This window comes from Mesorhizobium sp. B2-2-3, from assembly GCF_006442405.1.
In the GTDB taxonomy this organism is placed as follows: Bacteria; Pseudomonadota; Alphaproteobacteria; order Rhizobiales; family Rhizobiaceae; genus Mesorhizobium.
The window spans coordinates 41,482-67,778 of sequence record NZ_VFWC01000016.1 but is presented as its reverse complement, the minus strand read 5'-3'; the positions used below and the strand labels follow the sequence as shown (position 1 = coordinate 67,778).

Genomic DNA, 26,297 nt, shown 5'->3' with positions numbered 1-26,297 from the left:
GCCGCCGGCTGCCTTCAACCGGCCTGCGGCGCCGAAGCGATCTCACACCCGTGGCTGTGACTTCACATGGGCAATGTAGCCGCGCACGTCGCTGGCCGGGTCTGCATAGGCCTTGCCGAGCTTCTTCTCCATCGCGGCCATGTAGTCGCTGGCCCATTCGGGCAGGGCATAGTCGATGACGGCGAGAAATTCGAGTGTCGCCGCCAGGCGGATATCGGCGATAGACGGGTTCTTGCCTCCAATGAAGGGCTTGCCGTCCCTGAAGAAGGAGTGGAACACCTCCAGCGGTTCGGAGATGGCGGCGATCGCCGCCTTCTGGGCCTCGGCCTTCCTGTCGGGATGAGCGTCGCTGTGGCCGACCTCTCCGGCATATTGCGGGAAACCGAGCGCCGGATAGGTGGCGCGCGCCACATAGGGATAGAGCGTGCCGATCAGGTAGAACATGGCGCTGTCGATCATCGCCCGCTTGGCGGGCGCCTTGGGGTAGAATTTCTCCAGCCCGTGCTTGTTGGCGAGATACTGCATGATGGCGCAGCTTTCCCAAAGCACCCCTCGCGGCAGGCCCTTGTCCTCGATCATCGGAGTCAGATGGGCCGGGTTGCGCGCCATGAATTCGGGCGAACGCGTGCTGCCCCAGGCGTCGGCCTCGGCATGGTCCAGCCCGGCGGCGCGGGCAAACACCCGAACCGTCATGTTGTTGACGCTCGGCTTCAGCATGCTGATCATCAGGGCGGGGTTCTTCGCCGACTTCCCCTTGGTCCTGGACGCGGCTTTGCCGGCGGTTGCTGCTTTTGACGTCGCCTTGGCCGAAGGCTTTGCCGATATTTTTGGTGCCGGCTTGGTTGAAGCTTTTGCTGCTGGTTTTGCCATAGCCTTTGGTGTGCCCTTAGCTGCCGGCTTCCTCGCACCCTTCGTCGCTGTCTTTGCCATGTGTTCCTCCCTTTGCTTATTCAAAAATCAATACGGATTGCGCGGCGTCCTGTCGGCCGACAAACTCGCGCGCGAGCGCTCGACCAGCGCCTGGATGGCGTCGGCCAGATGCGCCTCGGCGATGTTGTAGTCGCCACGCGCGACGCGGAGCTTGTGCGCTTCCATCAGCACGTCGGCATGGCCAAAGCCGGCCGGCGGCTCGAAACGGTAGGAAGCAAGTTCGATCAGCAGGCCAAGCGGATCCTCGAAATAGATCGAATCCATGAAACCGCGGTCCTTGACGCCACTGTGCTTGATGGCGCGCTCGTCAAGCCGGGCGACCGCCTGCAGGAAGGTCACGCGCGACACGGCAAAGGCGATGTGGTGGACGCAGCCGGTATCGGTCGGGGTGCGGCGCTTTGCCGGCGTGCGGGTCTCGTCGGTAAAGATGGTGATCAGCCGCCCGTCGCCCGGATCGAAATAGAGATGGCTTTCGGCTGCCTTGTCGAGGTTGGGTTGCTCGAAAATGAAAGGCATGCCCAGCACGCCTTCCCAGAAATCGATCGATGTCTGGCGACCGGCGCCGACCAGCGTGATGTGATGGACGCCTTGCGATTGCAGTTTCTGCATTGCGTTCTCCCCCTGATGTCGGCGTTTCGATATCCGTAAGTGCCAGCTGTCAGGCCCACCGCGCATGATGCGAATGGCGTCTCTTATGCGAGCGCTGGCTTCCTGATCCGCACCGTTCCCTTGGCTCGCCGAACCTTACGCGCCGGCTTTGTGAGACGATGCTAAACCAATCAGTCGCGCCGCGCCAGAAGCCGCATCGGGATCGGCCCTGCCCCAACGCAAGCACGGCGCTGGAGCAGCGCCATGCAAGGTTTCGCCCCTATAGCTGGCGGGAGCGGAGCCGACAGGGGCCGGAGCCGTTTTCACACAAGGCCGCTTGTCGCATGGCCGATGTCGCCATTCTCGAAACACGCGAAAGGGTTCTCGCCGGTATCCTCCTGACCGGCGCCGCCTATTTGCTTTTTTCGACGCAGGACGCTTCGATCAAGCTGCTGGTAGCCGGCATGAGCGTCTGGCAGATCCTGTTCTTCCGCAGCGTCACCATACTGACCGCCTGCGCGGCGATCGGCGGACGGCATCTCTATGCGGAGACGGCGCGGTCGCCGATCGTGTGGCCGATGCTGTTGCGCGGCGTCTTCACCCTGGCGGCGTGGCTTTGTTATTACAATGCCGCGCGCAGCCTGCAGCTCGCCGAACTGACCACCGTCTATTACGCGGCCCCGATCATCGTCACCGTGCTTTCGGTGGTGATGCTTGGCGAAAAAGTGCCCATGCTACGCTGGCTGGCGGTGGCAATCGGCTTCGCCGGCGTCTTTGTCGCCTGTGACCCTGCCCATCTCGGCCTGTCCGTGGCGGTGCTGCTTGTGCTGGCCGCCGCTTTCCTGTGGGGCATCGCCATCGTGCTGTTGCGCAAGACAGCACTTGCCGAGCGCTCGATGATCCAGCTCATGCTCAACAATTTCTATTTCCTGATATTCTCGGCGGTGCCCGCGCTGCTTTGGTGGCAGACGCCTGGCTGGAGCGAACTGCTTCTGCTTGCCAGCGTCGGCGCGCTCGGCGGCTTGGCGCAGTATCTTCTCTTCGAAGGCATGAAACGGACGCCGGCCTCGATCATCGCGCCGCTGGAATACACTTCGCTGTTGTGGGCCTTCGCGCTCGGCTTCGCCATCTGGGGCGACGTGCCGCGTCGCGAAGTGTTTTTCGGCGCTGCTCTCATCATCACCGCAGGGCTGCTGATCGTCGGCGGCGAGCATTTTCGCAAACGGCTGTGACGGTCCAGATTGCTGACACTACGATGTCAGAACAGAACCACGTAAATTGGCTTTCATGACCGATGTAGCAGCCGCCACCGACACCGCAGAACGGACACTTGGCATCATCCTGGTGTCGTCGTCGGCGGCGGTGTTCGGATTGACCGGCGTGCTGACCAAATCGATCCATGCCGATCCGCTGACCATCACCTGCTGGCGCGGTTTCGTCGGCTCGATCCTGATCAGCCTCTATGTGCTGTGGCGCCGCCACCGCTCCGGCAACCGCGAGACGCTGCGGCTCGGCTGGCGCGGCTGGCTGCTGGCGGTGGAAGGCGCGCTGGCCAGCATTGCCTTCATCTGCGCCTTCAAATTCACCTTCGTCGCCAATGTCACGGTCATCTACGCGACGTCGCCTTTCATTGCCGCGCTGCTCGCCTTCCTGCTGGTGCGCGAGCCCTTCCGTCTTCAGACGATGTTAGCCGCCGCCGTCTCGCTTTGCGGCGTTGCGGTCATGGTCTGGTCGAGCTTCGGCACAGGCAATCTGTTCGGAGACGGGCTGGCGCTGCTGATGACGATCGGCAGCGCGCTCTACATGATCATGGTGCGCGCCTTCCGCGACACGCCGGCGGTCTGGGCAGGCGCGGTCTCGGCCCTGCTGTTGTTCATACTCGGCTGGTTCGTCACCGACCCGCTTGCCGTCTCGGCAAGGGATGCCGTGCTGCTCGTCGCCTTCGGCTCGAGCTTCGCACTCTCCTCGATCCTGTGGACGGAAGGCGCGAGGCTCATCCCGGCGGCTGAATCCGGCCTGCTCGGCTCTGCCGAAGTGCCGTTCGCGATCCTGTTTGCCTTCCTTTTCCTGGCCGAGATACCGCCCATGGCCAGCATGATCGGCGGCGCAATCGTGCTTTGCGCGGTCTTTGCCCATGCCGGCCGCGACTGGCTGTCGGCAAAGCAGCAACAAGCGCCAGGTCCGTTGTGAAAGCCGAGCCCAAAAAAATTTGCGCAGTCACGGAACCATCATCCCGTTCAGGCATTGTTGAGCCGACGGACCACCCCCCGAGTCCCCCCAAACCCCTCGGTCCGTCCTACTCCAAGCCGACCGCAAGGTCGGCTTTTTCTTTGGCCCCACGCCTGAAGACAGACGGCTGTCAGCCAAAAAGTCCTGGCACAGCCAGGCCGGTGCCGAGCAGTGCGGCCAGATCCCGCGCCGGGTTCTCGGCATCGGCGCGCAGCCGGATGGCGAATTCGGCAACGGGCACGGGCGGCAGGTCGAACGCGCGCGGTGCTTCGACGATGCCGGAATGGGCAAAGCGCGCGGTGCGCAGCGTCAGCGCGATGCCGGCCTTGACCGCCGTGCGCAGGCCGGCCAAGCTCGCGCTGCTGGCCGCGATGCGATAGCGCCGGCCGGCCGCATCGAGCGCCGAGATAGCCGCTTCGCGGAAGCCGCAATGCGGATCGAGCAGTGCAAGCGGCAACTCGTCCTGTCGCGCTGCCAGTCCTTTTTGCGAACAGAGCCACATCATCGGCTCGCGCAGCATGCCGATTTCGTCCGGCGTCGCAGCTTGCCGCATAACGATCGCCAGATCCAGGCTACCGCCCTGAAGGGCTTGCGCCAGCTCGGCGGAGCGGCCGACGCGCAGCTCGATCCTGACGCGCGGATGGCTTTCGGCGAAAGCACGCAATAGATCGGGCAAGCCGCTGTCGGCGAAATCCTGCGTCGTGCCGATCGCGATGCGTCCATCGGCCTTTGCGCCCTTCAAGCCGAGCCAGGCTTCACGATGCGCTGCAAGGATACGCCGGGCATGGCCGACAAGCTCCTCACCGGTCGGCGTCAGGCCGCGGCCCCTGCCCTGCGGCGCCAGGAGCGGTTCGCCGACAGCCTCTTCCAGCCGCTGCATCTGCGCCGTCACAGCCGACGGTGAACGGCCGACAATAGAGGCCGCCTGCGCCAGCGAGCCGCCGTCGGCGAAGGCGAGGAATGTCCTCAGGAAGTCGGGATCGAGCGTTTTCATAATTCGATATTATCGAACTATTCTTTGAAAACAATTCGATTTTCATGATTCATGGTCGGTGACATGGTTGCGTCATCGGCTGACAGAGGCCGCCAGAACCAAGGAGAAGGACAATGCCCATCATCAACGTCAGCGTCACCGGGAAGCCCGACGCCACGCTGTCCGCCAGGATCGCCAAGGAGGCGACCGAACTCACCGCCACGCACCTTCGCAAGGATCCGACCATAACGGCGGTTGCCGTCTCTTATCTCGATCCGCAGCACTGGTTCGCCGGCGGCGCGTCGCTGGCCGAGCATGGGACCAATACGTTCTGGCTCGACATCAAGGTGGTCGACGGCACCAACACCAAGCTCGAGCTGGAAGCCTATCTCAAGGCGATCTTCGCCGCCTTCGGGCGCCTGCTCGGGTCCGTGCACGAAGAAAGCTACGCCTTCGTCCACGAAGTGCCGGCCGCCGCCTACGGTTATGGCGGCAAAACGCAGGAATTCCGCTTCATCAGCGGGAGACTGAAGGCGGCGTAAAGGATGCCGCTTTTGCCCTTCCCTTCGTGAGAGGCGGCAAGAGGCCCTTGCGCATTGACCTTGACCGCACATCGTCTAGGTTCTTGCCGAAGCGGCCGCAGAGCCGAGGTGCAAGGAACGTTGGGAGAGACGCGGTATGATCCTGACACTGGCGCTGCTTGCGGGTCTGGTCGTGGCCTGGCTGCTGATCGGGGTGATGGAAAAGTTCCGCCTCGGCCTGCGCTTTACCCAGGCGCTGCTCTACGTGCCGTTCAAGCTCGCCTACCGGATCAGCGACAGCCGCATGGCAATCGCGCGCGATGCGGCGGCGCCAGTCATCTATGTCATCTCACATCAGTCGCATTTCGAACCGGCGCTGATGCTGTCGCTGCTGCCTGACGACACGCTGCACATCCTCGACGGAGCCTCGGCCAGGGCACCATGGCTGGAGCCGTGGCGCGAGCTTGGCCGCACCATCGCCTTCAACGCCGAACACGTCTTCGTCAGCCGCAGGCTGGTGCGCGTGCTGAAGGGCAAGGGCCGGCTTGCCGTCTACCTGCCGGACGCGGTCGAGCCCGACGTCAAGTCGTTCCGGCTGTTTCGCGCTGTCACGCGCATCGCCATGCAGGCCGATGCCCGCATCGTGCCGATCTTCGTCGGCGGCGCCCGCGACCTTCCGGTCTCGTTGACGCCGGCCAGCATCGTGCCCCGGCGCTGGTTCCCGCGCCTGTCGATCAGCGCATTGGAACCAATGACCATCGCCGAGCTGGTGGCGCGCATTCCCGAGCAGGCCTCGAACACCAACGCGCTGTTCGACCGCTTCGCCGAGGCGCGCTTCGCAGCCGCCGATCTCGATCGCGGCCTGTTCCTGGCCATGCGTGATGCCGCAACCAGGGTCGGCGCATCCCATCCGATCATCGAGGACGTCGTCTCGGGCGCGCTCAGCTATCGAAAACTGTTCATCGGCGCGCGCGTGCTGGGCAGGCATTTCGAGGCGGTGACGGCGCCCGGCGAAGCGGTCGGCCTGCTCCTGCCCAACGCCAATGGCGTGGTGCTGTCCCTGGTCGGGCTGCTCTCGGCCGGTCGGGTGGCCGCGATGATCAACTACACCGCGGGTCCGGCCAGCGTCACCGCCGCCATCCGCACGGCGGTGATCCGCACGGTCGTCTCCTCCCGCGCCTTCATCGAGAAGGCCGACCTCGGCGATATCGTGACGGCGGTCGAAAAGGGCGGCGCGAAATTTCTCTGGCTGGAGGATACACGCGCAAGCGTGACGGCGCTGGAAAAGCTTACCGCCGCCTTGCTGTGGCGCTGGCCGCTGCAGCGCCAGGACGCAGCCAAACCCGCGGTCATCCTGTTCACCTCCGGTTCGGAAGGCACGCCGAAGGCGGTGGTGCTGTCGCACAAGAACCTTTACGCCAACGCCATGCAGGCGGAAGCCCGTATCACCATCTCGCCGGCCGATATCCTGCTCAACGTATTGCCTGTGTTCCACTCCTTCGGGCTGACGGGCGGCACCATCCTGCCGCTGGTTACAGGCGTAAAGCTGTTCCTTTACCCTTCGCCTCTCCATTACAAGATCATCCCCGAGATCGCCCGTAAGGTGAAGCCGACGGTCATGTTCGGCACCGACACTTTCCTCGCCAATTACGCGCGCACCGCCAAGGACGGCGATTTTTCCAGCCTGCGCTTCGTCGTCGCCGGCGCCGAAGCGGTGAAGCCGGAAACCCGCCGCACCTATCGCGAGCGTTTCCAGGCCGAGATCATCGAAGGCTTTGGGCTGACCGAGGCCGCGCCCGTGGTTGCCGTCAACACCGCCATCCATAGCCGCGACGGCACCGTCGGGCGGCTGCTGCCGGCCATCCGCATGAAGCTCGAACCCGTCGACGGCATCGATGGCGCCGGCCGTCTGTGGCTCGACGGCCCGAATATGATGATGGGCTACATGACCGCCGACCGACCGGGCGAATTGCAGCGGCTCGAGGGCTGGCACGACACCGGCGACATCGTCTCGGTCGACCGCGAGGGCTTCATCACCATTCGCGGCCGGGCCAAGCGTTTCGCCAAGATCGCCGGCGAGATGGTGTCGCTGGGTGCGGTCGAGATGCTGGTGCAGTCGCTGTGGCCGGAAGAGCGCCATGCCGCCGTGGCGGTGCCCGACAAACGGCGCGGCGAGCGCATCGTGCTGGTGACCACCGCCGACGATGCGAGTGCCGAGGAACTGCGCCAATTCGGCAAGAAGGCCGGGGCGGCCGAACTGATGGTGCCCAACGACATCGTCAAGGTGGAAGAGATCCCGGCGCTGGGCTCGGGCAAGACCGACTACGTGTCGGCCCGCAGACTGGCCATCGATCGTCTGGGGCTGAGTGCGGCGGCGTAGGCGAACGGCCTGAAGGGTCGTCTCGCCTAAATCGCAGGCCCGGGCGCAAAGCGCTGGCCTTCAATGCACCCTCTGTCGCCTTCGGCGACATCCCCGCCTTCAAAGAGGGATAACAGCGTTATCCTATATCCGAAGGCGGCACCTGCTCGCCTTCCAGCCTGGCGCGCTTCGAATAGGCACGCACGCTGAAGGGCAGGAAGAGGAGATAACCGGCGACGGAGGCCGTCAGCGTGTACCAGGGATAGGTCATCAAGAGCAGGATGTAGAGCACGACCCCCAGGATGACCGGCAATACCTTGTCACCCGGCACCTTGACGCTCTTACCCGAATAGACCGGCAAACGGCTGACCAGCAGGAAGGCGACCAGTACGGTGAAGCCGGTGGCGATGAAGGCGGCCGGGCGGCCGGGCTCCAGCCCAAGCCGCAGGAAATACAGATAAAGCGGCAGCATCACCAGCACGGCGCCCGCCGGCGCCGGTACCCCAACGAAATATTCGGTCTGCCATGCCGGCCGCTCGGCCTTTTCCTCGTCAAGAACATTGAAGCGGGCGAGCCGCATGCCGCAGGCGATGGTGAACAAAAGGGCGGCAATCCAGCCCGGCGATCCCGCGCGGTCGAGCAGGAAAGCGTAAAGCACCAGCGCGGGCGCGACGCCGAAATTGACGATGTCGGCCAGCGAATCCATCTGCGCGCCGAATTTCGACGTTGCCTTCAGCATTCGCGCCAACCGGCCGTCTATGCCGTCGAGGAACGCGGCGAGCAGCACCATGACCACCGCGGGCTCGAAGCGGTTCTCGAAAGCGAAGCGGATGCCGGACAAGCCGGCACAGATGGCGAGCACCGTAACCAGATTGGGCAGCACCATGCGCATCGGGATTTCGCGGATGCGCGGGCCGCCGCTGGCATGCGCCTCGAATTTCTTGAACGGCGCGCCCACCGGTCAGGATATCCGCACGAGAGGCGTGGCGGCGATACCGCCGAATTCCGCCAGCACCGTTTCGCCGGCGACCGCCGTCTGGCCGACGGCCACGCGTGGTGTCGCCGCCTCCGGCAGGAAGACGTCGACGCGCGAACCGAAGCGGATCAGGCCGAAACGCTCGCCGATGGCGATCGAGCCGCCGGCCTCGGCCCAGCAGACGATGCGCCGCGCCACGAGGCCGGCGATCTGCACCGCCGCGACGGTGCCGTTGGGGCTGTCGATGACCAGCCCGTTGCGCTCGTTCTCGGTGCTTGCCTTGTCGAGTTCGGCATTAAGGAACTTCCCGGGCCGATGCTCGATACGGGAAATCTTGCCGCGCACCGGGGCGCGGTTCACGTGGCAGGAAAAGACGTTCATGAACACCGATATGCGGGTCATTTCGGCATTGCCGAGGCCAAGCTCGCGCGGCGGCACGGCCGGGCCGACCGCCGAGATGACGCCGTCGGCGGGGCTCACCACCAGACGGTCGTCGACCGGCGTCACCCGCTCGGGATCGCGGAAGAAATAGGCGCACCAGGCGGTGAGGATGAGCCCGATCCAGAACAGGATCGAGGAGAAATAGCCGAGGAAAAGCGTGCCCGCGCCAAAGGCGGCGATGAACGGATAGCCCTCGCGATGGATCGGTACGAACGCGTTCTTGACCGTATCGACAAGGCTCATGGGATGGGGCAGTCCCTGTTTCAGGTCCGGCCTCAATAACCGAAACACCCTCTGCCCGCAACGCGACAATGGCGAGGGAGGGTGGACGAGCTAGCCCGCAGCAGCGGAACGATCAAAGTGCTCGGCGAGCTCCGGGATTGTAGCGTCGGCAAGCTTTTCGTTATCTTTGCCACGCAAGAGCACACTACCATTCCACGAAGACAGCAAGAGGAAGGCCCGGTCAGACGCCAACACCACCCAGTTCACGACCACGCCTTCCGCCGTTTGCACGATTGAGTTCGCTGAAACGATGGCGTCCGTCGGGTCGAATCCGGCTTTGCGCAGTAGAAGGTCGACAGCAGCCGGGGCATGATACTGCTCAGCCAATTCGACAACCATTTTGATTTCCGAGCCTTCAGCGTGGCCAAGTCGGTTGCCTACTCGCGGAGCGATGGCTCCCAAAGAATTCTCACCCGGGCGTATGACCGGTGGGTCTTCCGCCGCGATGTATTCGTAGATATCGGCGTGCGTCTCAGTTGCAACGCATAGCCGAGGCTCCTTCGCACTGGTACGCAGTTGGAAAACCATCTGCATCTCACCCCCGACATCCAGCATTCTTGCCATGCCAAAGCCCAATCTGACCTCAGGCGGAGACACCTTGGCGCAGGCGAGACCGGCCCCAACGTCGCGCCAGCCGATCATCTGGCGCACCAGCTTGCTAATCGAACGATGAAGAAGCCTGGCTTCGCGTTGCGGGTTGGCCATCACCAGACCGTGTATAACATCGCTGTAGTCGTCATCTTCGACAATCTGTAGATCAGGCCACGAGACGATCCAGCGCGCCAAGAAACCCTGCATCGGTGCAGCCTCATCTGCGTGGTAGAACTCACCGTCAAGCGCATCCAGAAAATCGTCGCAACCACCCTCGAAGCCCGTTTGTTCGGCCGCCTCATCGGGATGCTCGGCAATCCAGGAGGACATCTTTTCCAAAGTCGCCAATTGGCCGCTCGCACCGCTAGCAGCGAGTCCAACTCGGGCGTTCGTAATCATGGCGTTGGTTTCCTCTGCGCCATTGTAGATGAATTGACTGTGCCCGCCATTCTTCACCTCAGCCGAGTACGAGTTTGCGTGGGAAACCTGCATCGCCCTCGGGCTGATCTCCGGATATCGGTAGAGCCCTTCATAAGTCATGGTATGGATGAAAATCTCAACGGCGAAGACGAGTTCCGAGGGGCTATCGATTGCCTTTTCTACTGTTGAACGGCGCACAAAAACCGGCAGCGGCAGCCTGACCTGTGGCCACCTGGCAGCATTCGGCGCGAGTTTTTCAGACGTTTTTTTAGACTTGCGAAAGAAAAATCCGAACATCGAAAATGCTTTCATAGACCGCAAAGCAACCGCGGCTGGTTGTTCCCGAGGTGACAATATCACCTGCTTTTAGATTTGAAAGAGACCCAGGTATGTGCAGATTTGGCGGGATCACCATCGCGTATTAGCCTTTCAGAATTGTCGGCCGCAATGTCGGCAAGCCATACGCTCGCCCGTCCTTGGCAGGACAGTGCCTCGCGACGCCTTCGGAAGGGTGACGTGGGTCACGCAGCCAAGGAGCCAGCCAATGTCATCCGTTGCCGAGAACGCCAAGATTATCACCATGGGCCTCGCTTTCGGGGAATCGCCGCGTTGGCATGAGGGACGCCTGTGGCTCTGCAACTGGGGTACCGGAGAGATCGTCGCCGTGAGCGAAGACGGCAAGAGCAGGGTGATGCTCACCATGCCAGCGGTCCTGCCCTACTCCATCGACTGGCTGCCGGATGGCAGGTTGCTCGTGATTTCAGGCCGCGAAGGCCTGCTGCTAAGGCAGGAGGTGGATGGCAGGCTCGTCACCCATGCCGATCTGCGCGACCTCTCGAAAAGCCCCTGGAACGAGATCGTCGTCGATGGGCGCGGCAATATCTATGTCAATGGCGGCGGCCCGGCGCCGGCACCCGGCCAGCATTTCGGCCCGGGCACGATCGTGCTGATCACACCGGACGGGACGGCCAGGCAAGTGGCTGAGAATATCGCGTTTGCCAATGGCATGGCTGTGACCCCGGACAACAGGACGCTGATCATTGCCGAATCCCACTCCAACCGGCTGACCGCCTTCGACATAGCCGCCGACGGCACTCTGGCTAATCGGCGGGTGTGGGCCGATCTCGACGGCTATCCCGATGGCATCTGCCTAGATGCCGAAGGGACGGTCTGGTACGCGGATGTTCCCAACAAGCGCTGTGCGCAGGTACGCGAAGGCGGTGAGGTGCTGCAGACCGTGACCGCCGATCGCGGCTGCTTCGCCTGCATGCTGGGCGGTGTCGACGGCAGGACGCTGTTCATCACCGTCGCCGAATGGCGCGGCTTCGACCACATGTCGAGCGACGCCCGCACTGGTCAGGTGCTGGGCGTCGCTGTTTCCTCGCCTGGCGCGGGATGGCCGTCTTACATTTCGGGCACACGCTGATTGGCGAAAGCGATGGAGATAGCCAACGCCGCTACGACAGCTCCGACGTGCGCCTGCGCACCACCACACCCAGTTCGTCGCTTTCGCGGGCGATGCGCAGACGCTCCTCAGCTTCGGTCGCCTCGCGCTGGCGGTCCCACATCGAGGCGTAAAGCCCGTGCTTGCGCATCAGATCGGCATGTGTGCCGCGTTCGGCGATCTGGCCGTCCTTGAGCACGATGATTTCGTCGGCCGTGATCACCGTCGACAGCCGGTGGGCGATGACGATGGTAGTGCGGCCCCGGCTGACCAGGTCGAGCGCGGCCTGGATCTCCTGTTCGGTATGGCTGTCCAGCGCCGAGGTCGCCTCGTCGAGCATCAGGATCGGCGGCGCCTTGAGAATGGTGCGGGCAATCGCCACGCGCTGCTTCTCGCCCCCGGAAAGCTTCAGCCCGCGCTCGCCGACCATCGAGCGGTAACCCTCGGGCAGCCGCTCGATGAAAGGGCCGATCTGGGCGAGTTCGGCCGCCTTGCGCACCTCCTCCTCGCTGGCGCCGATGCGGCCGTAGCGGATGTTGTAGGCGATGGTGTCGTTGAACAGCACGGTGTCCTGAGGCACCATGCCGATCGCCGCGCGCAGGCTCTCCTGCGTCACTTCCCTGACATCCTGGCCGTCGATCAGCACCTGGCCCGACTGGATGTCGTAGAAGCGGAACAGCAGCCGCGAGATGGTCGACTTGCCCGCGCCCGAAGGACCGACGATGGCGACCGTCTTGCCGGCCGGCACCTCGAAGCTGATGCCTTTCAGGATCTTGCGGTTCGGATCATAGGAGAAATGCACGTCGCGGAATTCGACCTTGCCGGCTTCGATCGCGAGCGGCCTGGCACTGGGCTTGTCGACGATCTCCTGCGGCACGTCGAGCAGGTCGAACATCTGCTCGATATCGGTGAGGCCCTGGCGAATCTCGCGGTAGATGAAGCCGATGAAATTGAGCGGCACCGAGAGCTGCATCAGCATGGCGTTGATGAAGACGAAATCACCGACAGACTGCGTACCGCGCTGCACTTCGAGCGCGGACATGCACATGACAATGACCGTGCCCAGACCGTAGATGACGCCCTGGCCGAAATTCAGCCAGCCGAGCGACGTCCAGATCCTGGTCGCCGACATCTCGTAACGCGCCATGGAGCGGTCGAAGCGCTCGGCCTCCATGGCCTCGTTGTTGAAATATTTGACCGTCTCGAAATTGAGCAGAGAGTCGATCGCCTTGGTGTTGGCGTCGGTGTCGCTGTCGTTCATGTCGCGGCGGATCGAAATGCGCCAGTCGCTGGCGCGAACCGTGAACCAGACATAGAGCCAGACGGTGACCGCCACCACGGCTACGTATTTCCAGCCATAGGTGTAGGCGAAGATGCCCGTGGTCAGCGCGAATTCGAGGATGGTCGGCGCCGTGTTGAGCATGATGAAGCGCACGATCGTCTCGATGCCCTTGGTGCCGCGCTCGATGATGCGCGACAAGCCGCCGGTGCGCCGTTCGAGATGGAAGCGCAGGGACAACTGGTGCATGTGGACGAAGGTGCGGAAGGCAAGCTGGCGCACCGCGTACTGGCCGACGCGGGCAAACAGCGCGTCGCGCAACTGGTTGAAGCCGAGTTGCACGAGCCGCACCACATTGTAGGCGACAACCAACATGACCGGGGCGAGCAGGAAGGCGGGCAGCGGCGGCGTCGATCTGCCGTCACCGGCCAAGGCGTCGGTCGCCCATTTGAAGAAATAGGGTCCCGCGACCAATGTCAGCTTGGCAACCACCAGCAGAATTGTCGCCCAGGTGACGCGCGCCCGCAGATCGGCACGATCCGCCGGCCACATATAGGGCCAGAGGTTAAGCAGCGTCTTGAAGGTCGGGGAATCGGCGGAGACGGTTTTTTCGGCCACTTTTCTTGCCTTTTGGGTGAGAGGGTCAGCGGCTGGTCGAGCAGGAAACGACGAGCGCGCTCAGCGAAGCCGACACGCCGGCAAGCGCGGCTTGGTCCACCTCGTAGCGCGAGCGCTGGCGGTCAGGCGCGAAGCGCACCAGCCCCGCCTCGACCAGGATCTTCAGATGCTGCGAGACGGTCGACTGGGCGAGATCGAGATGGTCGACAACGTCCCGACAGCAGCAGAAACCGCTGGCAGACAGGCGTTTCAGGATCTCGATGCGCGCAGGGTGCGAGAGCGCGGCGAAGCGGGCCGCGATGGAGTGGCTGTCGGTGGTGCAAGAGGTTGGCGCGCTCGTCGCGCGGTCCGGTTCAGGCAGGGATTCGGTCATCGTTCATCGGCGATAGACGATGAACAGTGACGAGGCAAGCTGGCCGGATGGGGAGATTGCAGGCGGAGGGCTGCGAAGGATCGGCTTCGGAACGGCTTGCAGCCGCCCCGCTGACGCTTGCCTACTCCGTCTTCGCCGAATGCGTCGTCATCTGGTCACCCATCGCCTTGAGGTCGGCGGCCTCGCCTTCCTTCGACCGTGGCGGGACCTTGAACACCTGTCCCGGCCAGATGCGGTCGGGATTGCGGATCTGGTCCTGGTTGGCGAGATAGATGGTCGAGTAGCGCATGCCATAGCCGTAAACGCGCCGCGAAATCCGCCACAGCGTGTCGTGACGGCGGATGATCACGGCGCCGTTGGCATGTTCGAGCTTAGGTGAAACAGTCTCGGCCACATCGGAAGGCGGCGTGGCCACTGCATCGGCCGGAGCCGGTTCCGCCGGGTTGGCGGGCGCTTCAGCGGCAGCCGACGGTTCGGCAGACTTTGCATCGGCCGCCTTGGATCCAGCAGGCGCCACGGCGGCGACCGCCTCGCCCGGTTCGCGCTCGAACGGTACGGCGGCGCGGGCCACCACCTTCACCCCGTCGGCATCGAGGCCATCGACACGGATGGTGTAACTGCCGACCGGTACGTCGCGCCTCGCCTCAACCAGGAAATGGCCATTCGGCGATGTCTGCGCTTCGCCAAGCAGGATGTCGTTGGCATAGGCGCGCACCTTGCGGCCCGGGTCGGCGAGGCCGGCGACAAAAATCTTGCTGCCGTCAATCTCGACCGCTTCGACGACGATCTTGGGTTCGGCCACGGATGGCGCGGGCGGCGTTGTCGGCGCCGCAGGAGCAGGCGTTGCTTCGATGGCGGCGGACGCGCCTGGCGCCGGAGCCGCGGCTGCAGGCGCTTCCGGTGTTGTCTGCGGCTGGGGCACGGTCAGCAGTTCGGCCGGCTTGCCCGGTTCCTCGACCATGGCCAGCACCTGACCGCTCGCATTGGCGGGAATGGAGACGACGGCCGTCTGGGCCGAAGCGGTCACCACATCGCCGGCGGTGGAGCGCAAGGCAATCGTATAGTCACCGGGCTTCAGCGGATCATCGAGCACGATGACGAAGGCGCCATCGGGACCAGCGACCGTCGAGCCGATCACGGTCGAACCGTTGAGGATCTCGACCTTTGAATTGGGCGCCGCATTGCCGGCGACGACGATCGAACCATCGCCTTCAACGCGCACCACGTCGAAGGTCGGGGCGATCGGACCCGCGACGGCAGGCGCGGTTGCCTCAGAGGTGGGAGCGGACGGTGCCGCAGCCTGCGGCAGCCGCGCTTCCGTGCCCGGATTGGCCGGCTTCGGCGCCACAGGCGGAGCCTGCGCCGCGACGTCCGCCGGCGGCGTGCGATTGAAATATGGGTCGAGCGCGCCCGACACATAGGCGGTTCCCGCGACCGCAACGGTCCCACCCGCCGCGAACAGAAACGCCTTCAACGGATTGATCGCCATCTACTTCCCTGCCCCTTAGCCACCTAACGCCGGTCTAGCCTGTTTTACCATCACCGACAAGAAAAAGCCCGGACTTCTCGGCCCTTAGGGCTTGACCGCGCTTTCAGACCCAATCACCAATCATCGGCATGAATACGATTCGATCCGTCTGCGTGTATTGCGGCTCGTCTCCGGGCCGTGATGAAACCTATGTCAAGGCTGGTCACCTGCTCGGGCGATCGCTTGCGCGCTCCGGCCTCAGGCTGATCTATGGCGGCGGCACCAAAGGCATCATGGGCGCCGTCGCTGAAGGCGCGCTCAAGGCCGGCGGCAAGGTCACCGGCATCATTCCCCGCTTCCTGATCAACAGGGAAGCAACCGAAACCGCGCTAGACCGGCTCGACGAGCTCGTGATCACCGAAAACATGCACGAGCGCAAACATAAGATGTTCGAGAAATCCGACGCCTTTGTGGCGCTGCCGGGCGGCATCGGCACAGTCGAGGAGATCGTCGAGGTCATGACCTGGGCGCAACTTGGCCATCACCGCAAGCCGATCGTCTTCGGCAATGTCGGCGGATTCTGGGATCCGATGCTGGCGCTTATCGACCATATGGCAACCGAAGGCTTCATTCACACCGCACAGCGGGTCAAGCCGCTGGTCGTCAATGACCCCGAGGCAATCGTCGCCGCCATCATGGTGGCAGGCTCCTCGGTCGATGCGCCGACGGAGGGCGTGCAGTCGGTGATAGACAAGATGTAAGGCTGTAGCTGAAGACAGAACCTACTGCCGTACTGCCCTACTGCCCTACTGCCCTACTGCCCTACTGCCCTACTGCCGGCCAGCCGCAGATCATCGATTACCGCCCGCCGATCCTGGCGCCGCCAGGCGAGATGGATCGAGACCTTGCGCTCAAACCATGGCAGGTCCCGAAACAGGATCCCGGGCGGCGCGGCGATGCGCAGGCTCGACTGGACGGTGGCAAGGCCGAGGCCGGCGCTGACAAGGCCGAGCGAGGTCAACGGGTCCGCCGTCTCATAGGCGATATCGGGCAGGAAACCCGCCTTGGCGCAGGCGGCCAGGAACTGGCCGCGATTGGTGTCGTCGGGCTGGCGCACGACGGTGATCCAGACGCGGCCGTCGAGATGGTGCGGCTGGATATCGGCCACTTCGGCGAGCGGATCGTCTTCGCGCATCGCCAGCACCAGCGGCTCGTGGCGCAGCGGCGTGCTGGCGATATCGGGATCGTCTGCGGCGGGCGGCGAATAGACCAGGCCCAGATCCAACGAGCGCTGCCGCAGTTCCTCGATCTGCGCCGCCGAGCGCAGGCTTCTCAACTGGAGATGAAAATCCGGCCGGTCGCGGCGGAATTGGCGCAGCATCGCGGCGACAAGCCCGGCATGCACGGCGCCTTCGACATAGCCGATGGCAAGACGCCCGACAGACCCTCTGGCAAGGTTTCGACCAAGTTCCTCCAGCCGGCGCGCGTTTGACAGCAGCGCGCGAGCCTCGGCGAGAAAGGCGCGGCCCTCGGCATTGAGATGGACGCGCTGTTTTACCCGTTCGAACAGGGTCACGCCAAGCTGCTGTTCAAGCTGCATGATCTGCCGGCTCAGCGGTGACTGCGAAATATGCAGCAGTTCGGCGGCGCGAGCGACATTGCCGGTTTCCGCGACGGCGACGAAATATCGGATCTGGCGCAAGTCGAACATTTTTGCTCCACGGCATCAAGTCCCCAAAGGTCTCAACTTTAGCCTAATCAGTCTTGGACAGTCTGACCACCCAGCGCCATACCTGCTGTGATCAACCGCTGACAAACAGGAGACCAACATGCAGTTCTTTGCCCTTCTCACCCGCAACACCGAAAAGTTCACCGATGCCGATTTCGCGCCGCTGCTGCCCGGCGAGGCCGAGCAGCGGCGCACGCTCTATGCCCAGGGCGCGGTTCGCCAGGTCTGGAACCGTGGCGACATTCCCGGCAGCGGCATGATGTTCGAGACTGCCAGCGATGCCGACGTGCGCAGCCATCTCGGCAGCTTGCCGCTGGTCAAGGCCGGCATGATGGACATTGCCGCAATCGTGCCGCTGAATCCCTACCCAGGCTTCGGCCCGAAGCGCTAACTGCGGCAATCGCAATGCGGTGGCGGCGAAAGGCGCCGCCGCACTGCCGCGGCCGCTCAAGAGAGTGTGATCGGCTGTCAAGGAACCGTCACACGAAACCCCGCCGCCCATGCTAGATGTTGCAATCACGCGCCGCCAAGCGGTGCGATGCTCGAAATATGCATCCGGCACTACACCATGGATACTGCTCTCGCCCCGGAAGGCGCCGACCTGTCGCCCTACCTGCCAGACGAGCATGGGCTGTTCTTCATCTATCATTTCACCGCCGACGGCCTGCGCACCAAGGATGCCGCCGGCGCGCAATGGACGTGGCGCAGCTACCAGCTTTCCGACATGCGCGCACGCCACGAGATCGCCGCCGAACAGGCCCTGCCGGCGCCAGTGCGCGAGGCCTTCCTGTCCGCCAGCCATGGCTGCCACATCGACCTCGAGGATGACTGGCTTTACGGCGACCTGCCGGACCTGCGTCACGACTATTCGGCGGAAGCCGGCGGGCTCGGCCATTTCCGTTTCGCCCTCAACGACACCATGCTGGTCGGCGCCCGCAAGCAGCCCTTGCAGTCGGTCGACAATATCCGCAAGGCGATCGAGAACGGCTCGCGCAAGTTTCGCTCGCCGGCCGAGCTGATCGAGGCGGTCGTGGGCCAGTCGTTCGACGGCATGGCGGTGGAACTCGCTGCACTTGGCGACAGTCTCGACGGCATCGAGGACCGCATCGTCTGCGACGCATGGCACAATGAGCGGCAGGCGCTCGTCGATGCGCGCCGGCACCTGGTGGTGATTCACCGGCAGATGGCGACCCTGACCAATCTGTTTCGCCATCTCGACCATTCGCACCGCAACGACCTGCCCGATTCGATCAACGACATGGCAGCACGGCTTTCGCACCGCGCGCAGACGCTGCACTATGATGGCGAGCAGTTGCAGGCGCGCGCCAGGCTGTTGCAGGACGAGTTGATGGCCAAGCTGACGACGCAGTCGAACCGGCTGCTCTACGTGCTGTCGGTGATGACCGCGGTGCTGTTGCCAATGACGATCATCTCGGGCCTGTTCGGCATGAATGTCGGCGGCTTGCCGCTGGTCAACACGCCGATAGGCTTCTGGGTGGTGACTGCGGTTTCGATGCTGATCGCCGGAGCGACCTATCTCTTCGTCAGGCGGCTCGGGCAGATGTAGCCCGGCGCGCCGTCGCCAGCATCGACCAGGAATACATGGCCAGCGCCGCCCAGATCAGGGCAAAGGCGACAGCCTGGGTGGTGTCGAACGGCTCTTTGAAGATCAGCACGGCGATCAGGAACACAATGGTCGGCGCAATATATTGCATGATACCTATGGTGGAGAGACGCAAAAGCCTGGCGCCGAATGCGAACAGCAGCAGCGGCACCGCGGTCACCGGCCCGCAACCGGCCAGCAACGCCGCATCGACGCCGTTGCCGGAAACGAAATGGTCCTGTCCGGTGGCGATCAGCCAGGCGATATAACCCAAGGCCGGCACCGACAACAGAAGCACTTCGAGCAGAAAACCCTGGCTGGGGCCGATCGGCAGCGTCTTGCGGAAAAAACCGTAGGCGGCGAAGGAAAAGGCCAGCGCCAGCGATACCCATGGCAACTTGCCAGCCTCGATCGTCAGCACGGCGACCGCGATCGCCGCAAGCACCACGGCCGCGATCTGCAGCCGATCGAGCCGCTCGCCGAGCAGCAGGGCGCCGACCACGACGCTGACCAGGGGATTGATGTAATAGCCAAGGGCGGTTTCTACGGTGCGGTCGACGGCGATAGCCCAGACGTAGACGCCCCAATTGACCGAGATCAGCGCCGCCGTCAGCGCCGCCATGGCGATCGTGCGGGGCGAACGGATTGCCGCCTTGAAATCCGCCGTGCGGCCGGCCCAGACCAGAACCGCGGCGGCGATCGGCACCGACCAGACGATGCGGTGGGCAATCACCTCGGCAAGCGGCAGGTGCGCAACCGCTTTCATGTAGAAAGGCAGCAAACCCCACAAGAAATAGGCACCCAGCGCCAGCAGGAAGCCGCGGCGGGCTTTTGAAACTGCGTCCTGGGTAATTGCTTCAGCGGCCATGGCCCAACGCTATGGCCCAGTAACCTTGGCAAGACCATCGCAAAGTTCTGATGGATCAATGGACTTTCGCTGATGGTTCAAACTTACTCCGCCGCCACCAGACCCGCCATGTCCCGGTTCTTCATCAGCTTGTAGATGATGGAATCCATCAGCGCCTGGAACGAGGCGTCGATGATGTTTTCGGAAACGCCGACCGTCCACCAGCGGGCACCGGTCGCATCATGCGATTCGATCAGAACGCGAGTGATCGCCTCGGTGCCGCCATTGAGGATACGCACCTTGAAGTCGGCGAGTTCCAGATCGGCGATTTCGCCCTGGTATTTGCCGAGATCCTTGCGCAGTGCGATGTCGAGCGCATTGACGGGGCCGTGCCCCTCGGCCACCGACATCTTCTCCTCGCCCTCGACCAGCACCTTGACCACCGCTTCCGACACCGTCTTCAACTGGCCATTGGCATCGAAGCGGCGTTCGATCATGCAGCGGAACGAGGTGACATGGAAGAACTCGGGCAAACCGTGCAGCATCTTGCGTGCCAGAAGCTCGAAGGAGGCGTCGGCGCCCTCATAGGCATAGCCGGAGGCCTCACGCTCCTTGACCACCGATATCAATGCGTCGAGCCGGTGATCGTCCTTCGGCACATCGATGCCGCGCCGCTTCAGCTCGGCCAGGAAATTGGCCTTGCCGCCCTGGTCGGAAACCATGACGCGGCGGCGGTTGCCAACCGCTTCCGGCGGCACATGCTCGTAGGTCGCAGGTTCCTTGGCGAGCGCCGAAGCGTGGATGCCGGCCTTGGTGGCGAAGGCGGAAGCGCCGACATAGGGCGCCTGCGCCTCCGGAGCGCGGTTCAAGAGTTCGTCGAAGGCGCGCGACAAGCGCGAAATGCCGGTAAGCGCCTCGGCGGAAATCCCCGTCTCGAAACGGTCGGCGAAGGCCGGCTTCAACGCCAGCGTCGGCACGATGGAGATCAGATTGGCGTTGCCGCAGCGTTCGCCAATGCCGTTCAGCGTGCCCTGGATCTGGCGCACGCCCGCTTCGACCGCGGCCAGCGAATTCGCCACCGCCTGGCCGGTGTCATCATGGGCATGGATGCCGAGATGGTCGCCGGGAATGCCCGCGGCGACGACCCTTTCGACTGTTGCGCGTAGTTCCGAGGGCTGCGTGCCGCCATTGGTGTCGCACAGCACCACCCAGCGCGCGCCGGCATCATAAGCGGTCTTGGCGCACGCCAGCGCATAATCCGAATTGGCCTTGAACCCGTCGAAGAAATGCTCGCAATCGACCATCGCCTCCTTCCCCGCGGCAATGGCGGCTTCCACCGAGGCCTTGATGGACTCCAGATTCTCCTCATTGGTGCAGCCGAGCGCCACACGGACATGATAGTCCCAGCTCTTGGCGACAAAGCAGATGGCGTCCGACCGCGACTGGACGAGTGCGGCAAGCCCAGGATCGTTGGAAGCCGACACCCCCGCCCGCTTGGTCATGCCGAAGGCGACGAACTTTGCCTGCGCGGTGCGCTTCTCCCTAAAGAAGGCCGTGTCGGTCGGGTTGGCGCCGGGGTAACCGCCCTCGACATAGTCGAGGCCGAATTCGTCGAGCAGCTTGGCGATGGCGATCTTGTCCTCGACCGAGAAGTCGATACCGGGCGTCTGCTGGCCATCGCGAAGTGTTGTGTCGAAGAGGTAGAGGCGTTGCTTTTTCATCGTCCTGTGGGCGCTTGAACGCCCCCCTCTGTCCTACCGGACATCTCCCCCTCAAGGGGGGAGATCGGCAGTTCGAATGTCCCGCCATCACCTGCGGCGCTGAAAACTTGCGAAACCCCGGGTGATGGCCAATCTCCCCCCTTGAGGGGTAGATGGCCGGCAGGCCAGAGGGGGGTGAGCGCCGACATCAGTTTTTCCCCACAAACCCATCCGTAGCCCGGATCAGCCGGTCCAAGATACCCGGCTCGGAATAGGCATGGCCGGCACCCTCGATCAGGTGAAAATCCGCCTTCGGCCAGGCCTTGTGCAGCGCCCAGGCGTAGCGTGCCGGGCACGGCATGTCGTAGCGGCCGTGGACGATGGTGCCGGGAATGTCCTTCAACTTCCAGGCATCGCGCAGCAACTGTCCCTCCTCCAGCCAACCGGCATGGACGAAGTAGTGGTTCTCTATGCGGGCGAAGGCGACGGCGTAATCGTCCTCACCAAACGGTCCGCTGGTCTCCGGCTCGGGCAAAAGCGTGATCGTCTCGCCTTCCCACAGGCTCCAGGCGCGGGCCGCCTCGATCTGCGCGTTTCTGTCGGACCCCACCAGCCGCTTGCGATAGGCGGCCATCATGTCGCCGCGCTCGGCCTCGGGGATCGGCGCCAGGAAGCGCTCCCACTTGTCGGGAAACATCTCGGAGACGCCGAACTGATAGTACCATTCGAGTTCGGGGCGGGTCAGCGTATAGATGCCCCGCACGACGAGCTCACTGACGCGTTGCGGGTGCGTCTCGGCGTAGGCGAGCGCCAGCGTCGAACCCCAGGAACCGCCGAAGACCAGCCATTTGTCGAAGCCGGCCATTTCGCGCAGGCGCTCGATATCGGCGACCAGGTGCCACGTGGTGTTGGCCTCCAGCGAGGCATTCGGCGTCGACTTGCCGCAACCGCGCTGGTCGAACAGGATGACGTCGTAGAGATCGGGATCGAACAGCCGCCGATGCTTTGGCGAGATGGTGCCGCCCGGCCCGCCATGCAGGAATACCGCCGGCTTGGCGCCTTTGGTGCCGGAGCGTTCCCAATAGACCTGGTGGCCGTCGCCGACGTCGAGCATACCACTCTCGAAAGCTTCGATCTCGGGATAAAGCGTGCGCAGTTCAGAGCTCATAATTGCAAACCTTTGGACGGCCAGTCCGTCGTTTCATGGTCGGGATGCTGGAAGGAGATGATCTCCTCCTGCCTAGCGTAATAGTCTGGATCCTGGTGGACGGGCTGTTCGAAGATCGTCTCCACCCAAGGCAGCCGCGCGGCGTAATTGACCTGGATCTGCGGCGCCAGGTCGGAGCGATCGTCGAAGGCGCCGATGGCGATCTCCAGGCCGCCGGGCTGGCGATAGGTCAGCGGCGTGCCGCAGCGAGCGCAGAAACCGCGATCGATGTTGACCGAGGACTGGAAATAGCTCGGCTCCTCACGGATCCATTCGACGCCGTCCTTCGGCGCCGTCACCAGGGCGCCGAAAAAGGAACCGAACTGTTTCTGGCACATGCGGCAGTGGCAGATGGACGGGCGTCCAAGCTTGCCCTTGATGCGGAAGCGCACGGCGCCGCACTGGCAGCCGCCGGTTCGAATGGTCTCGCTCATGATGTTTTCTCCGGCGGCCATTGCTCGGTGTCGTGGTCGGGATGCTGGTAGGAGACAAGCTCTGCCAGATAGGGGGCCGAACCCATGTCCGCCATCGTATCCTCGCCCGGCAATTCTGGAATGGAATCGACGTAAGGCAGCTTTGCCTCGGTGCCCCATTGGATGGTCGGCGCGATATCAGCCGGAGCGTCGAAGGCGGCAATCGCCAGCGCCATGCCGTCCGGCGCCTCGAAAGTCAGCGGCGTTCCGCATTCGGCGCAGAACCCACGCCAGGCAGCGTTCGACGAGCGGAAGCGCTTGGGCTCGCCGCGCGTCCAATCCACCTTGGCGCCGCGCACCGAGACCAGCGGAAGGTAGAAATTGCCGCTCGCCTTCTGGCACATGCGGCAATGGCAGACCGAGGCATCGCCGAGTGCGCCCTCGACGCGAAAGCGCACGGCGCCGCACTGGCAGCCGCCGGTGTAGATCGGCCGGTTGTCGAGGCTCATGGCAGGTCACTCCGCATGATGGCAGACGGCCTCGACATTGTTGCCGTCGGGATCGAAGACGAAGGCGCCATAGTAGTCCGCATGATAGTGCGGGCGCAGGCCCGGCCCGCCATTGTCCTTGCCGCCGGCGGCGAGAGCGGCAGCATGGAAAGCATCAACCTCGGCGCGGCTGCGCGCGGTGAAGGCAACGTGCTGGCGGGCCTTTTGGCCCTCCTTGCCTTCCTGGAGCCAGAACACCGGCCGATCGCGGCCGTAGCCACCGACCTTGGCGCCGCCGGTGTATTCCAACGGCACCATATGGAGCAGCGAGGCCCCAAGCGGCGCCATCGCCTTGTCATAGAAAGCCTTCGAAGCGTCAAAGTCAGCAACGTCGATGCCGAGATGGTCGATCATGGAACGAACTCCTCCGTTGCTGGTTCCGGCATTTCCGCGCCAGCCAGGCCGGCCGCAATCACGATGTGCTGACAGACATTGTCGATATCCCGGATCACGTCATCATTCCAGAAGCGCAGGGCGGTCCAGCCGAGCGCTGTGAGCTTGGCTGTTCGCGCGGTGTCAGACGCCGAGACCTCATGAGAGGCGTGCTGAGAACCATCCAGCTCAACGATCAGCTTCCTGTTAGGGCAAGCAAAATCGACGATGTAGCCCGCTATTGGCATTTGACGTCGAAACGCCAGCCCCATGAGTCGGTGTGCGCGTATCTCATTCCAAAGCTTCAGTTCGGCGTCGGTCATAGCCTTGCGCATCTTGCGCGCATTGCCTCGATTGACAGGAGACACACGATAATGGATCACGGCGAGGCGCCCCCCTCTGTCCTGCCGGACATCTCCCCCTCAAGGGGGGAGATCGGCAGTTTCGCTGACGGTGCCCAACCTCCAACGTCAGCGATTGGCGAAAGCCTCGGTGATATCCAATCTCCCCCCTTGAGGGGGAGATGTCCGGCAGGACAGAGGGGGGTGCTTCGCGCCAACCTCTCCATTCCCGCCACAAGAACAGTCGCCCTCACCGCTTCACCTCCCACGTCGTCACACGTTCGCCGGTGACCGGGTCCTTGCCGTCCTTCAGTTGTACGCCTTGCGCCAACAACTCGTCGCGGATGCGGTCGGCTTCGGCCCAGTTCTTGGCGGCGATCAATTCCAGGCGCCTGGCGATCGCCTTGGCGAGCGCGGCTTCGTCGACCTTGGCCGCCCCGACATCGAAACCCAGGAAGGCAAGCGCACCCTTCAGCGAGGCCGCTGCGGCGTTTTCGCCATCGCCGCTGAAGTCGACCGCCTCGCCGGCCAACTGGGTCAAAACCTGGAAGGCGGCGTAGGTGGCGAGATCATCCGACAACGCCTGCACGACCTCGTCCGGCAATTGCCCGACCGCCGGCGCCAGATCGGCCGCGCGTTTCCACTTGCGCAGCGTGTTCTCCGCTTCCTCGAGCTTGCGCACGGAAAAGTCGATCGGTTCGCGATAATGGGTCATCAGCATAGCCAGCCTGAGCACCTCGCCGGGCCATTTGCGGCCGCCGAACGTTTCGGTCTCCAGCAGCTCGTTGATCGAGTAAAAATTGCCGAGGCTCTTCGACATCTTCTGCCCTTCGACCTGCAGGAAGCCGTTGTGCATCCAGATGTTGGCCATCACATCGGTGCCGTGCGCGCAGCGTGACTGGGCGATCTCGTTCTCGTGGTGCGGGAAGATCAGGTCGAGACCGCCGCCATGAATATCGAAGACCTCGCCCAGATAGGCGGCGGACATGGCCGAGCATTCGATGTGCCAGCCCGGCCGGCCCCTGCCCCATGGGCTCTGCCAGCCCGGCTCCTCCGGGGACGACAACTTCCACAGCACGAAGTCGCCAGGATTCTTCTTGTGCGCGTCGACTGCAACGCGAGCACCGGCCTGCTGCTCGTCGAGATTTCGCTTCGACAACTGGCCGTAGTCGGGCATCGAAGCGGTGTCGAACAGCACTTCGCCTGCGGCAACATAGGCATGGCCGCGTTTGATCAGGCTTTGAATCAAGGTGATCATGTCTGCCTTGCCGTCGGCACGGGGCTCGACGAACTCGGTGGCGCGCGGCTCGACTGTTGGCTCCAGGCAGCCGAGCGTCGCGACGTCCTTGTGGAATTGGCCCGCGGTCTTCTCCGTCACCCGCCTTATCGCCTCGTTAAGCGACAGTCTGCCGGCTGATATCTCGCTGCCGAAATCGCGCAGTGCGCGTGCATTGATCTTGTCGTCGACATCCGTGATGTTGCGCACATAGGTGACGTGCGTCTCGCCATAGAGATGGCGCAGCAGCCGGAACAGCACGTCGAAGACGATTACGGGCCTGGCATTGCCGATATGGGCGAAGTCGTAGACGGTCGGACCGCAGACATACATGCGCACGTTCAGCGCGTCGATCGGGACGAAATCCTGCTTCGCGCGCGTCAGCGTGTTGTAGAGGCGCAGGCCCTTCGGTGCGTCAGACATTCCATGCCTTTCCGGTTCAGAACTTTTGCCTGGATGAAGCCAGCTCCGCGCCGAGGCGCAAAACGGACTCCAGCCTGCTGGCCGGGGCGTTTGTCCAATCTAGGGGAAGATGAGGCGAAAACGTCCGGACCAGCGCGAAGCTAGCCAATAATGCAAATGCCACAAATGGCGAAAGACGTTTTCATAGGCGGCTTTATCGCCTTGGCCAGTGTTGCCGTCAAGTCGCTTATCCCGAGAAAAACGACGCCAGAACTGGCAAATGCGTCGCCCGATCACACGGAATCAGCCACTGAAACATTTTATTAAACATGTCGGCACAGTCATGAAACATACGCCGGCTAGATCA

26 protein-coding genes are annotated in these 26,297 nt (G+C 63.5%); 8 read left to right on the top strand and 18 right to left on the bottom strand.

Annotated elements, in window-relative coordinates:
• Nucleotides 1–42: 42 nt before the first annotated feature.
• The gene (locus tag FJ951_RS24865; protein ID WP_140517838.1) at nucleotides 43–930 is read right to left on the bottom strand and encodes a glutathione S-transferase family protein; all 888 of its coding nucleotides are present in this window, start codon (nucleotides 928–930) and stop codon (nucleotides 43–45) included.
• A gap of 27 nt (nucleotides 931–957) precedes the next feature.
• On the bottom strand, nucleotides 958–1,539 hold the full coding sequence (locus FJ951_RS24860; RefSeq protein ID WP_140517837.1) for a VOC family protein: 582 nt from the start codon (nucleotides 1,537–1,539) through the stop codon (nucleotides 958–960).
• A 323-nt stretch (nucleotides 1,540–1,862) separates the two neighbouring features.
• Here FJ951_RS24860 and FJ951_RS24855 point away from each other — a divergent pair, with 323 nt between their 5' ends.
• Together FJ951_RS24855 and FJ951_RS24850 are read left to right on the top strand one after the other, a co-directional pair.
• Nucleotides 1,863–2,750: a DMT family transporter gene (locus FJ951_RS24855; RefSeq protein WP_140494495.1), complete on the top strand. Its 888-nt coding sequence runs from the start codon at nucleotides 1,863–1,865 to the stop codon at nucleotides 2,748–2,750.
• Between the two features lie 55 nt (nucleotides 2,751–2,805).
• Entirely contained in the window at nucleotides 2,806–3,708 is a 903-nt protein-coding gene (locus FJ951_RS24850) for a DMT family transporter (RefSeq protein WP_140517836.1), read from the top strand.
• Between the two features lie 169 nt (nucleotides 3,709–3,877).
• Here FJ951_RS24850 and FJ951_RS24845 read toward each other — a convergent pair whose 3' ends face one another.
• Nucleotides 3,878–4,741: a LysR substrate-binding domain-containing protein gene (locus FJ951_RS24845; RefSeq protein ID WP_140517835.1), complete on the bottom strand. Its 864-nt coding sequence runs from the start codon at nucleotides 4,739–4,741 to the stop codon at nucleotides 3,878–3,880.
• 113 nt (nucleotides 4,742–4,854) lie between these two features.
• Here FJ951_RS24845 and FJ951_RS24840 point away from each other — a divergent pair, with 113 nt between their 5' ends.
• Both FJ951_RS24840 and FJ951_RS24835 read left to right on the top strand, forming a co-directional pair.
• Nucleotides 4,855–5,262, top strand: a complete 408-nt coding sequence (locus FJ951_RS24840; protein ID WP_140517834.1) for a 4-oxalocrotonate tautomerase family protein — start codon at nucleotides 4,855–4,857, stop codon at nucleotides 5,260–5,262.
• A gap of 136 nt (nucleotides 5,263–5,398) precedes the next feature.
• A complete protein-coding gene (locus tag FJ951_RS24835) occupies nucleotides 5,399–7,621 on the top strand; it encodes an AMP-binding protein (RefSeq protein ID WP_140517833.1) in 2,223 nt (740 codons plus the stop codon).
• A gap of 118 nt (nucleotides 7,622–7,739) precedes the next feature.
• Here the strand turns inward: FJ951_RS24835 and FJ951_RS24830 are convergent, their stop codons facing one another.
• The 3 genes from FJ951_RS24830 to FJ951_RS24820 form a co-directional block, all read right to left on the bottom strand.
• Nucleotides 7,740–8,558 carry a phosphatidylcholine/phosphatidylserine synthase gene (locus tag FJ951_RS24830; protein WP_140494505.1) on the bottom strand — a complete coding sequence of 273 codons (819 nt, stop codon included), beginning with the start codon at nucleotides 8,556–8,558 and terminating at the stop codon, nucleotides 7,740–7,742.
• Nucleotides 8,559–8,561: 3 nt separating this feature from the next.
• Nucleotides 8,562–9,260: a phosphatidylserine decarboxylase gene (locus FJ951_RS24825; RefSeq protein ID WP_140517832.1), complete on the bottom strand. Its 699-nt coding sequence runs from the start codon at nucleotides 9,258–9,260 to the stop codon at nucleotides 8,562–8,564.
• A 90-nt stretch (nucleotides 9,261–9,350) separates the two neighbouring features.
• On the bottom strand, nucleotides 9,351–10,622 hold the full coding sequence (locus FJ951_RS24820) for a DUF4375 domain-containing protein (protein ID WP_140517831.1): 1,272 nt from the start codon (nucleotides 10,620–10,622) through the stop codon (nucleotides 9,351–9,353).
• Between the two features lie 232 nt (nucleotides 10,623–10,854).
• On the opposite strand from FJ951_RS24820, the gene FJ951_RS24815 reads away from it, so the two are divergent.
• Nucleotides 10,855–11,736 (top strand): SMP-30/gluconolactonase/LRE family protein, encoded by an 882-nt coding sequence (locus FJ951_RS24815; RefSeq protein WP_140517830.1) that lies wholly within the window; start codon nucleotides 10,855–10,857, stop codon nucleotides 11,734–11,736.
• A gap of 31 nt (nucleotides 11,737–11,767) precedes the next feature.
• Here the strand turns inward: FJ951_RS24815 and FJ951_RS24810 are convergent, their stop codons facing one another.
• From FJ951_RS24810 to FJ951_RS24800, 3 genes are all read right to left on the bottom strand, one after another.
• Nucleotides 11,768–13,651, bottom strand: a complete 1,884-nt coding sequence (locus FJ951_RS24810) for an ABC transporter ATP-binding protein/permease (protein WP_140517829.1) — start codon at nucleotides 13,649–13,651, stop codon at nucleotides 11,768–11,770.
• Between the two features lie 25 nt (nucleotides 13,652–13,676).
• Nucleotides 13,677–14,024 carry a metalloregulator ArsR/SmtB family transcription factor gene (locus tag FJ951_RS24805; protein WP_140494514.1) on the bottom strand — a complete coding sequence of 116 codons (348 nt, stop codon included), beginning with the start codon at nucleotides 14,022–14,024 and terminating at the stop codon, nucleotides 13,677–13,679.
• Nucleotides 14,025–14,145: 121 nt separating this feature from the next.
• Nucleotides 14,146–15,513, bottom strand: a complete 1,368-nt coding sequence (locus FJ951_RS24800) for a LysM peptidoglycan-binding domain-containing protein (protein WP_140517828.1) — start codon at nucleotides 15,511–15,513, stop codon at nucleotides 14,146–14,148.
• A 128-nt stretch (nucleotides 15,514–15,641) separates the two neighbouring features.
• Here FJ951_RS24800 and FJ951_RS24795 point away from each other — a divergent pair, with 128 nt between their 5' ends.
• On the top strand, nucleotides 15,642–16,253 hold the full coding sequence (locus FJ951_RS24795; RefSeq protein WP_140517827.1) for a TIGR00730 family Rossman fold protein: 612 nt from the start codon (nucleotides 15,642–15,644) through the stop codon (nucleotides 16,251–16,253).
• A 53-nt stretch (nucleotides 16,254–16,306) separates the two neighbouring features.
• Here the strand turns inward: FJ951_RS24795 and FJ951_RS24790 are convergent, their stop codons facing one another.
• Entirely contained in the window at nucleotides 16,307–17,203 is an 897-nt protein-coding gene (locus FJ951_RS24790; protein ID WP_140517826.1) for a LysR substrate-binding domain-containing protein, read from the bottom strand.
• Nucleotides 17,204–17,321: 118 nt separating this feature from the next.
• Between FJ951_RS24790 and FJ951_RS24785 the strand changes: the two genes are divergently transcribed.
• Both FJ951_RS24785 and FJ951_RS24780 read left to right on the top strand, forming a co-directional pair.
• Nucleotides 17,322–17,612 carry a muconolactone Delta-isomerase family protein gene (locus FJ951_RS24785; RefSeq protein WP_140517825.1) on the top strand — a complete coding sequence of 97 codons (291 nt, stop codon included), beginning with the start codon at nucleotides 17,322–17,324 and terminating at the stop codon, nucleotides 17,610–17,612.
• 177 nt (nucleotides 17,613–17,789) lie between these two features.
• Entirely contained in the window at nucleotides 17,790–18,788 is a 999-nt protein-coding gene (locus FJ951_RS24780; RefSeq protein ID WP_140494524.1) for a transporter, read from the top strand.
• On the opposite strand, the gene rarD is transcribed toward FJ951_RS24780, so the two are convergent.
• The 8 genes from rarD to cysS all read right to left on the bottom strand — a co-directional run bounded on the left by rarD (nucleotide 18,766) and on the right by cysS (nucleotide 25,951).
• Nucleotides 18,766–19,692, bottom strand: a complete 927-nt coding sequence (gene rarD / locus FJ951_RS24775) for an EamA family transporter RarD (protein ID WP_140494526.1) — start codon at nucleotides 19,690–19,692, stop codon at nucleotides 18,766–18,768. The two genes, FJ951_RS24780 and rarD, sit on opposite strands and share 23 nt — an antisense overlap.
• Before the next feature lie 83 nt (nucleotides 19,693–19,775).
• Entirely contained in the window at nucleotides 19,776–21,392 is a 1,617-nt protein-coding gene (gene cimA, locus FJ951_RS24770) for a citramalate synthase (protein WP_140494530.1), read from the bottom strand.
• Between the two features lie 187 nt (nucleotides 21,393–21,579).
• On the bottom strand, nucleotides 21,580–22,539 hold the full coding sequence (pip, locus tag FJ951_RS24765; protein WP_140517824.1) for a prolyl aminopeptidase: 960 nt from the start codon (nucleotides 22,537–22,539) through the stop codon (nucleotides 21,580–21,582).
• Nucleotides 22,536–23,012 carry a GFA family protein gene (locus FJ951_RS24760; RefSeq protein ID WP_140517823.1) on the bottom strand — a complete coding sequence of 159 codons (477 nt, stop codon included), beginning with the start codon at nucleotides 23,010–23,012 and terminating at the stop codon, nucleotides 22,536–22,538. Before FJ951_RS24760 ends, pip begins: the two co-directional genes overlap by 4 nt.
• Entirely contained in the window at nucleotides 23,009–23,500 is a 492-nt protein-coding gene (locus tag FJ951_RS24755; protein WP_140494536.1) for a GFA family protein, read from the bottom strand. Before FJ951_RS24755 ends, FJ951_RS24760 begins: the two co-directional genes overlap by 4 nt.
• Nucleotides 23,501–23,506: 6 nt before the next feature.
• The gene (locus FJ951_RS24750; RefSeq protein WP_140517822.1) at nucleotides 23,507–23,893 is read right to left on the bottom strand and encodes a VOC family protein; all 387 of its coding nucleotides are present in this window, start codon (nucleotides 23,891–23,893) and stop codon (nucleotides 23,507–23,509) included.
• Entirely contained in the window at nucleotides 23,890–24,234 is a 345-nt protein-coding gene (locus FJ951_RS24745) for an endonuclease domain-containing protein (protein WP_246671777.1), read from the bottom strand. Before FJ951_RS24745 ends, FJ951_RS24750 begins: the two co-directional genes overlap by 4 nt.
• A gap of 268 nt (nucleotides 24,235–24,502) precedes the next feature.
• Nucleotides 24,503–25,951 (bottom strand): cysteine--tRNA ligase, encoded by a 1,449-nt coding sequence (gene cysS / locus FJ951_RS24735; RefSeq protein WP_140517821.1) that lies wholly within the window; start codon nucleotides 25,949–25,951, stop codon nucleotides 24,503–24,505.
• Between the last annotated feature and the right edge of the window lie 346 nt (nucleotides 25,952–26,297).

Excerpts from the sequence above, each read along its gene's own strand:
- FJ951_RS24865 (WP_140517838.1), bottom strand. The coding sequence starts at position 930 with ATGGCAAAGACAGCGACGAAGGGTGCGAGGAAGCCGGCAGCTAAGGGC.
- FJ951_RS24860 (WP_140517837.1), bottom strand. The coding sequence starts at position 1,539 with ATGCAGAAACTGCAATCGCAAGGCGTCCATCACATCACGCTGGTCGGC.
- FJ951_RS24855 (WP_140494495.1), top strand. The coding sequence starts at position 1,863 with ATGGCCGATGTCGCCATTCTCGAAACACGCGAAAGGGTTCTCGCCGGT.
- FJ951_RS24850 (WP_140517836.1), top strand. The coding sequence starts at position 2,806 with ATGACCGATGTAGCAGCCGCCACCGACACCGCAGAACGGACACTTGGC.
- FJ951_RS24845 (WP_140517835.1), bottom strand. The coding sequence starts at position 4,741 with ATGAAAACGCTCGATCCCGACTTCCTGAGGACATTCCTCGCCTTCGCC.
- FJ951_RS24840 (WP_140517834.1), top strand. The coding sequence starts at position 4,855 with ATGCCCATCATCAACGTCAGCGTCACCGGGAAGCCCGACGCCACGCTG.
- FJ951_RS24835 (WP_140517833.1), top strand. The coding sequence starts at position 5,399 with ATGATCCTGACACTGGCGCTGCTTGCGGGTCTGGTCGTGGCCTGGCTG.
- FJ951_RS24825 (WP_140517832.1), bottom strand. The coding sequence starts at position 9,260 with ATGAGCCTTGTCGATACGGTCAAGAACGCGTTCGTACCGATCCATCGC.
- FJ951_RS24820 (WP_140517831.1), bottom strand. The coding sequence starts at position 10,622 with ATGAAAGCATTTTCGATGTTCGGATTTTTCTTTCGCAAGTCTAAAAAA.
- FJ951_RS24815 (WP_140517830.1), top strand. The coding sequence starts at position 10,855 with ATGTCATCCGTTGCCGAGAACGCCAAGATTATCACCATGGGCCTCGCT.
- FJ951_RS24805 (WP_140494514.1), bottom strand. The coding sequence starts at position 14,024 with ATGACCGAATCCCTGCCTGAACCGGACCGCGCGACGAGCGCGCCAACC.
- FJ951_RS24800 (WP_140517828.1), bottom strand. The coding sequence starts at position 15,513 with ATGGCGATCAATCCGTTGAAGGCGTTTCTGTTCGCGGCGGGTGGGACC.
- FJ951_RS24795 (WP_140517827.1), top strand. The coding sequence starts at position 15,642 with ATGAATACGATTCGATCCGTCTGCGTGTATTGCGGCTCGTCTCCGGGC.
- FJ951_RS24790 (WP_140517826.1), bottom strand. The coding sequence starts at position 17,203 with ATGTTCGACTTGCGCCAGATCCGATATTTCGTCGCCGTCGCGGAAACC.
- FJ951_RS24785 (WP_140517825.1), top strand. The coding sequence starts at position 17,322 with ATGCAGTTCTTTGCCCTTCTCACCCGCAACACCGAAAAGTTCACCGAT.
- FJ951_RS24780 (WP_140494524.1), top strand. The coding sequence starts at position 17,790 with ATGGATACTGCTCTCGCCCCGGAAGGCGCCGACCTGTCGCCCTACCTG.
- rarD (WP_140494526.1), bottom strand. The coding sequence starts at position 19,692 with ATGGCCGCTGAAGCAATTACCCAGGACGCAGTTTCAAAAGCCCGCCGC.
- cimA (WP_140494530.1), bottom strand. The coding sequence starts at position 21,392 with ATGAAAAAGCAACGCCTCTACCTCTTCGACACAACACTTCGCGATGGC.
- pip (WP_140517824.1), bottom strand. The coding sequence starts at position 22,539 with ATGAGCTCTGAACTGCGCACGCTTTATCCCGAGATCGAAGCTTTCGAG.
- FJ951_RS24760 (WP_140517823.1), bottom strand. The coding sequence starts at position 23,012 with ATGAGCGAGACCATTCGAACCGGCGGCTGCCAGTGCGGCGCCGTGCGC.
- FJ951_RS24755 (WP_140494536.1), bottom strand. The coding sequence starts at position 23,500 with ATGAGCCTCGACAACCGGCCGATCTACACCGGCGGCTGCCAGTGCGGC.
- FJ951_RS24750 (WP_140517822.1), bottom strand. The coding sequence starts at position 23,893 with ATGATCGACCATCTCGGCATCGACGTTGCTGACTTTGACGCTTCGAAG.
- FJ951_RS24745 (WP_246671777.1), bottom strand. The coding sequence starts at position 24,234 with ATGACCGACGCCGAACTGAAGCTTTGGAATGAGATACGCGCACACCGA.
- cysS (WP_140517821.1), bottom strand. The coding sequence starts at position 25,951 with ATGTCTGACGCACCGAAGGGCCTGCGCCTCTACAACACGCTGACGCGC.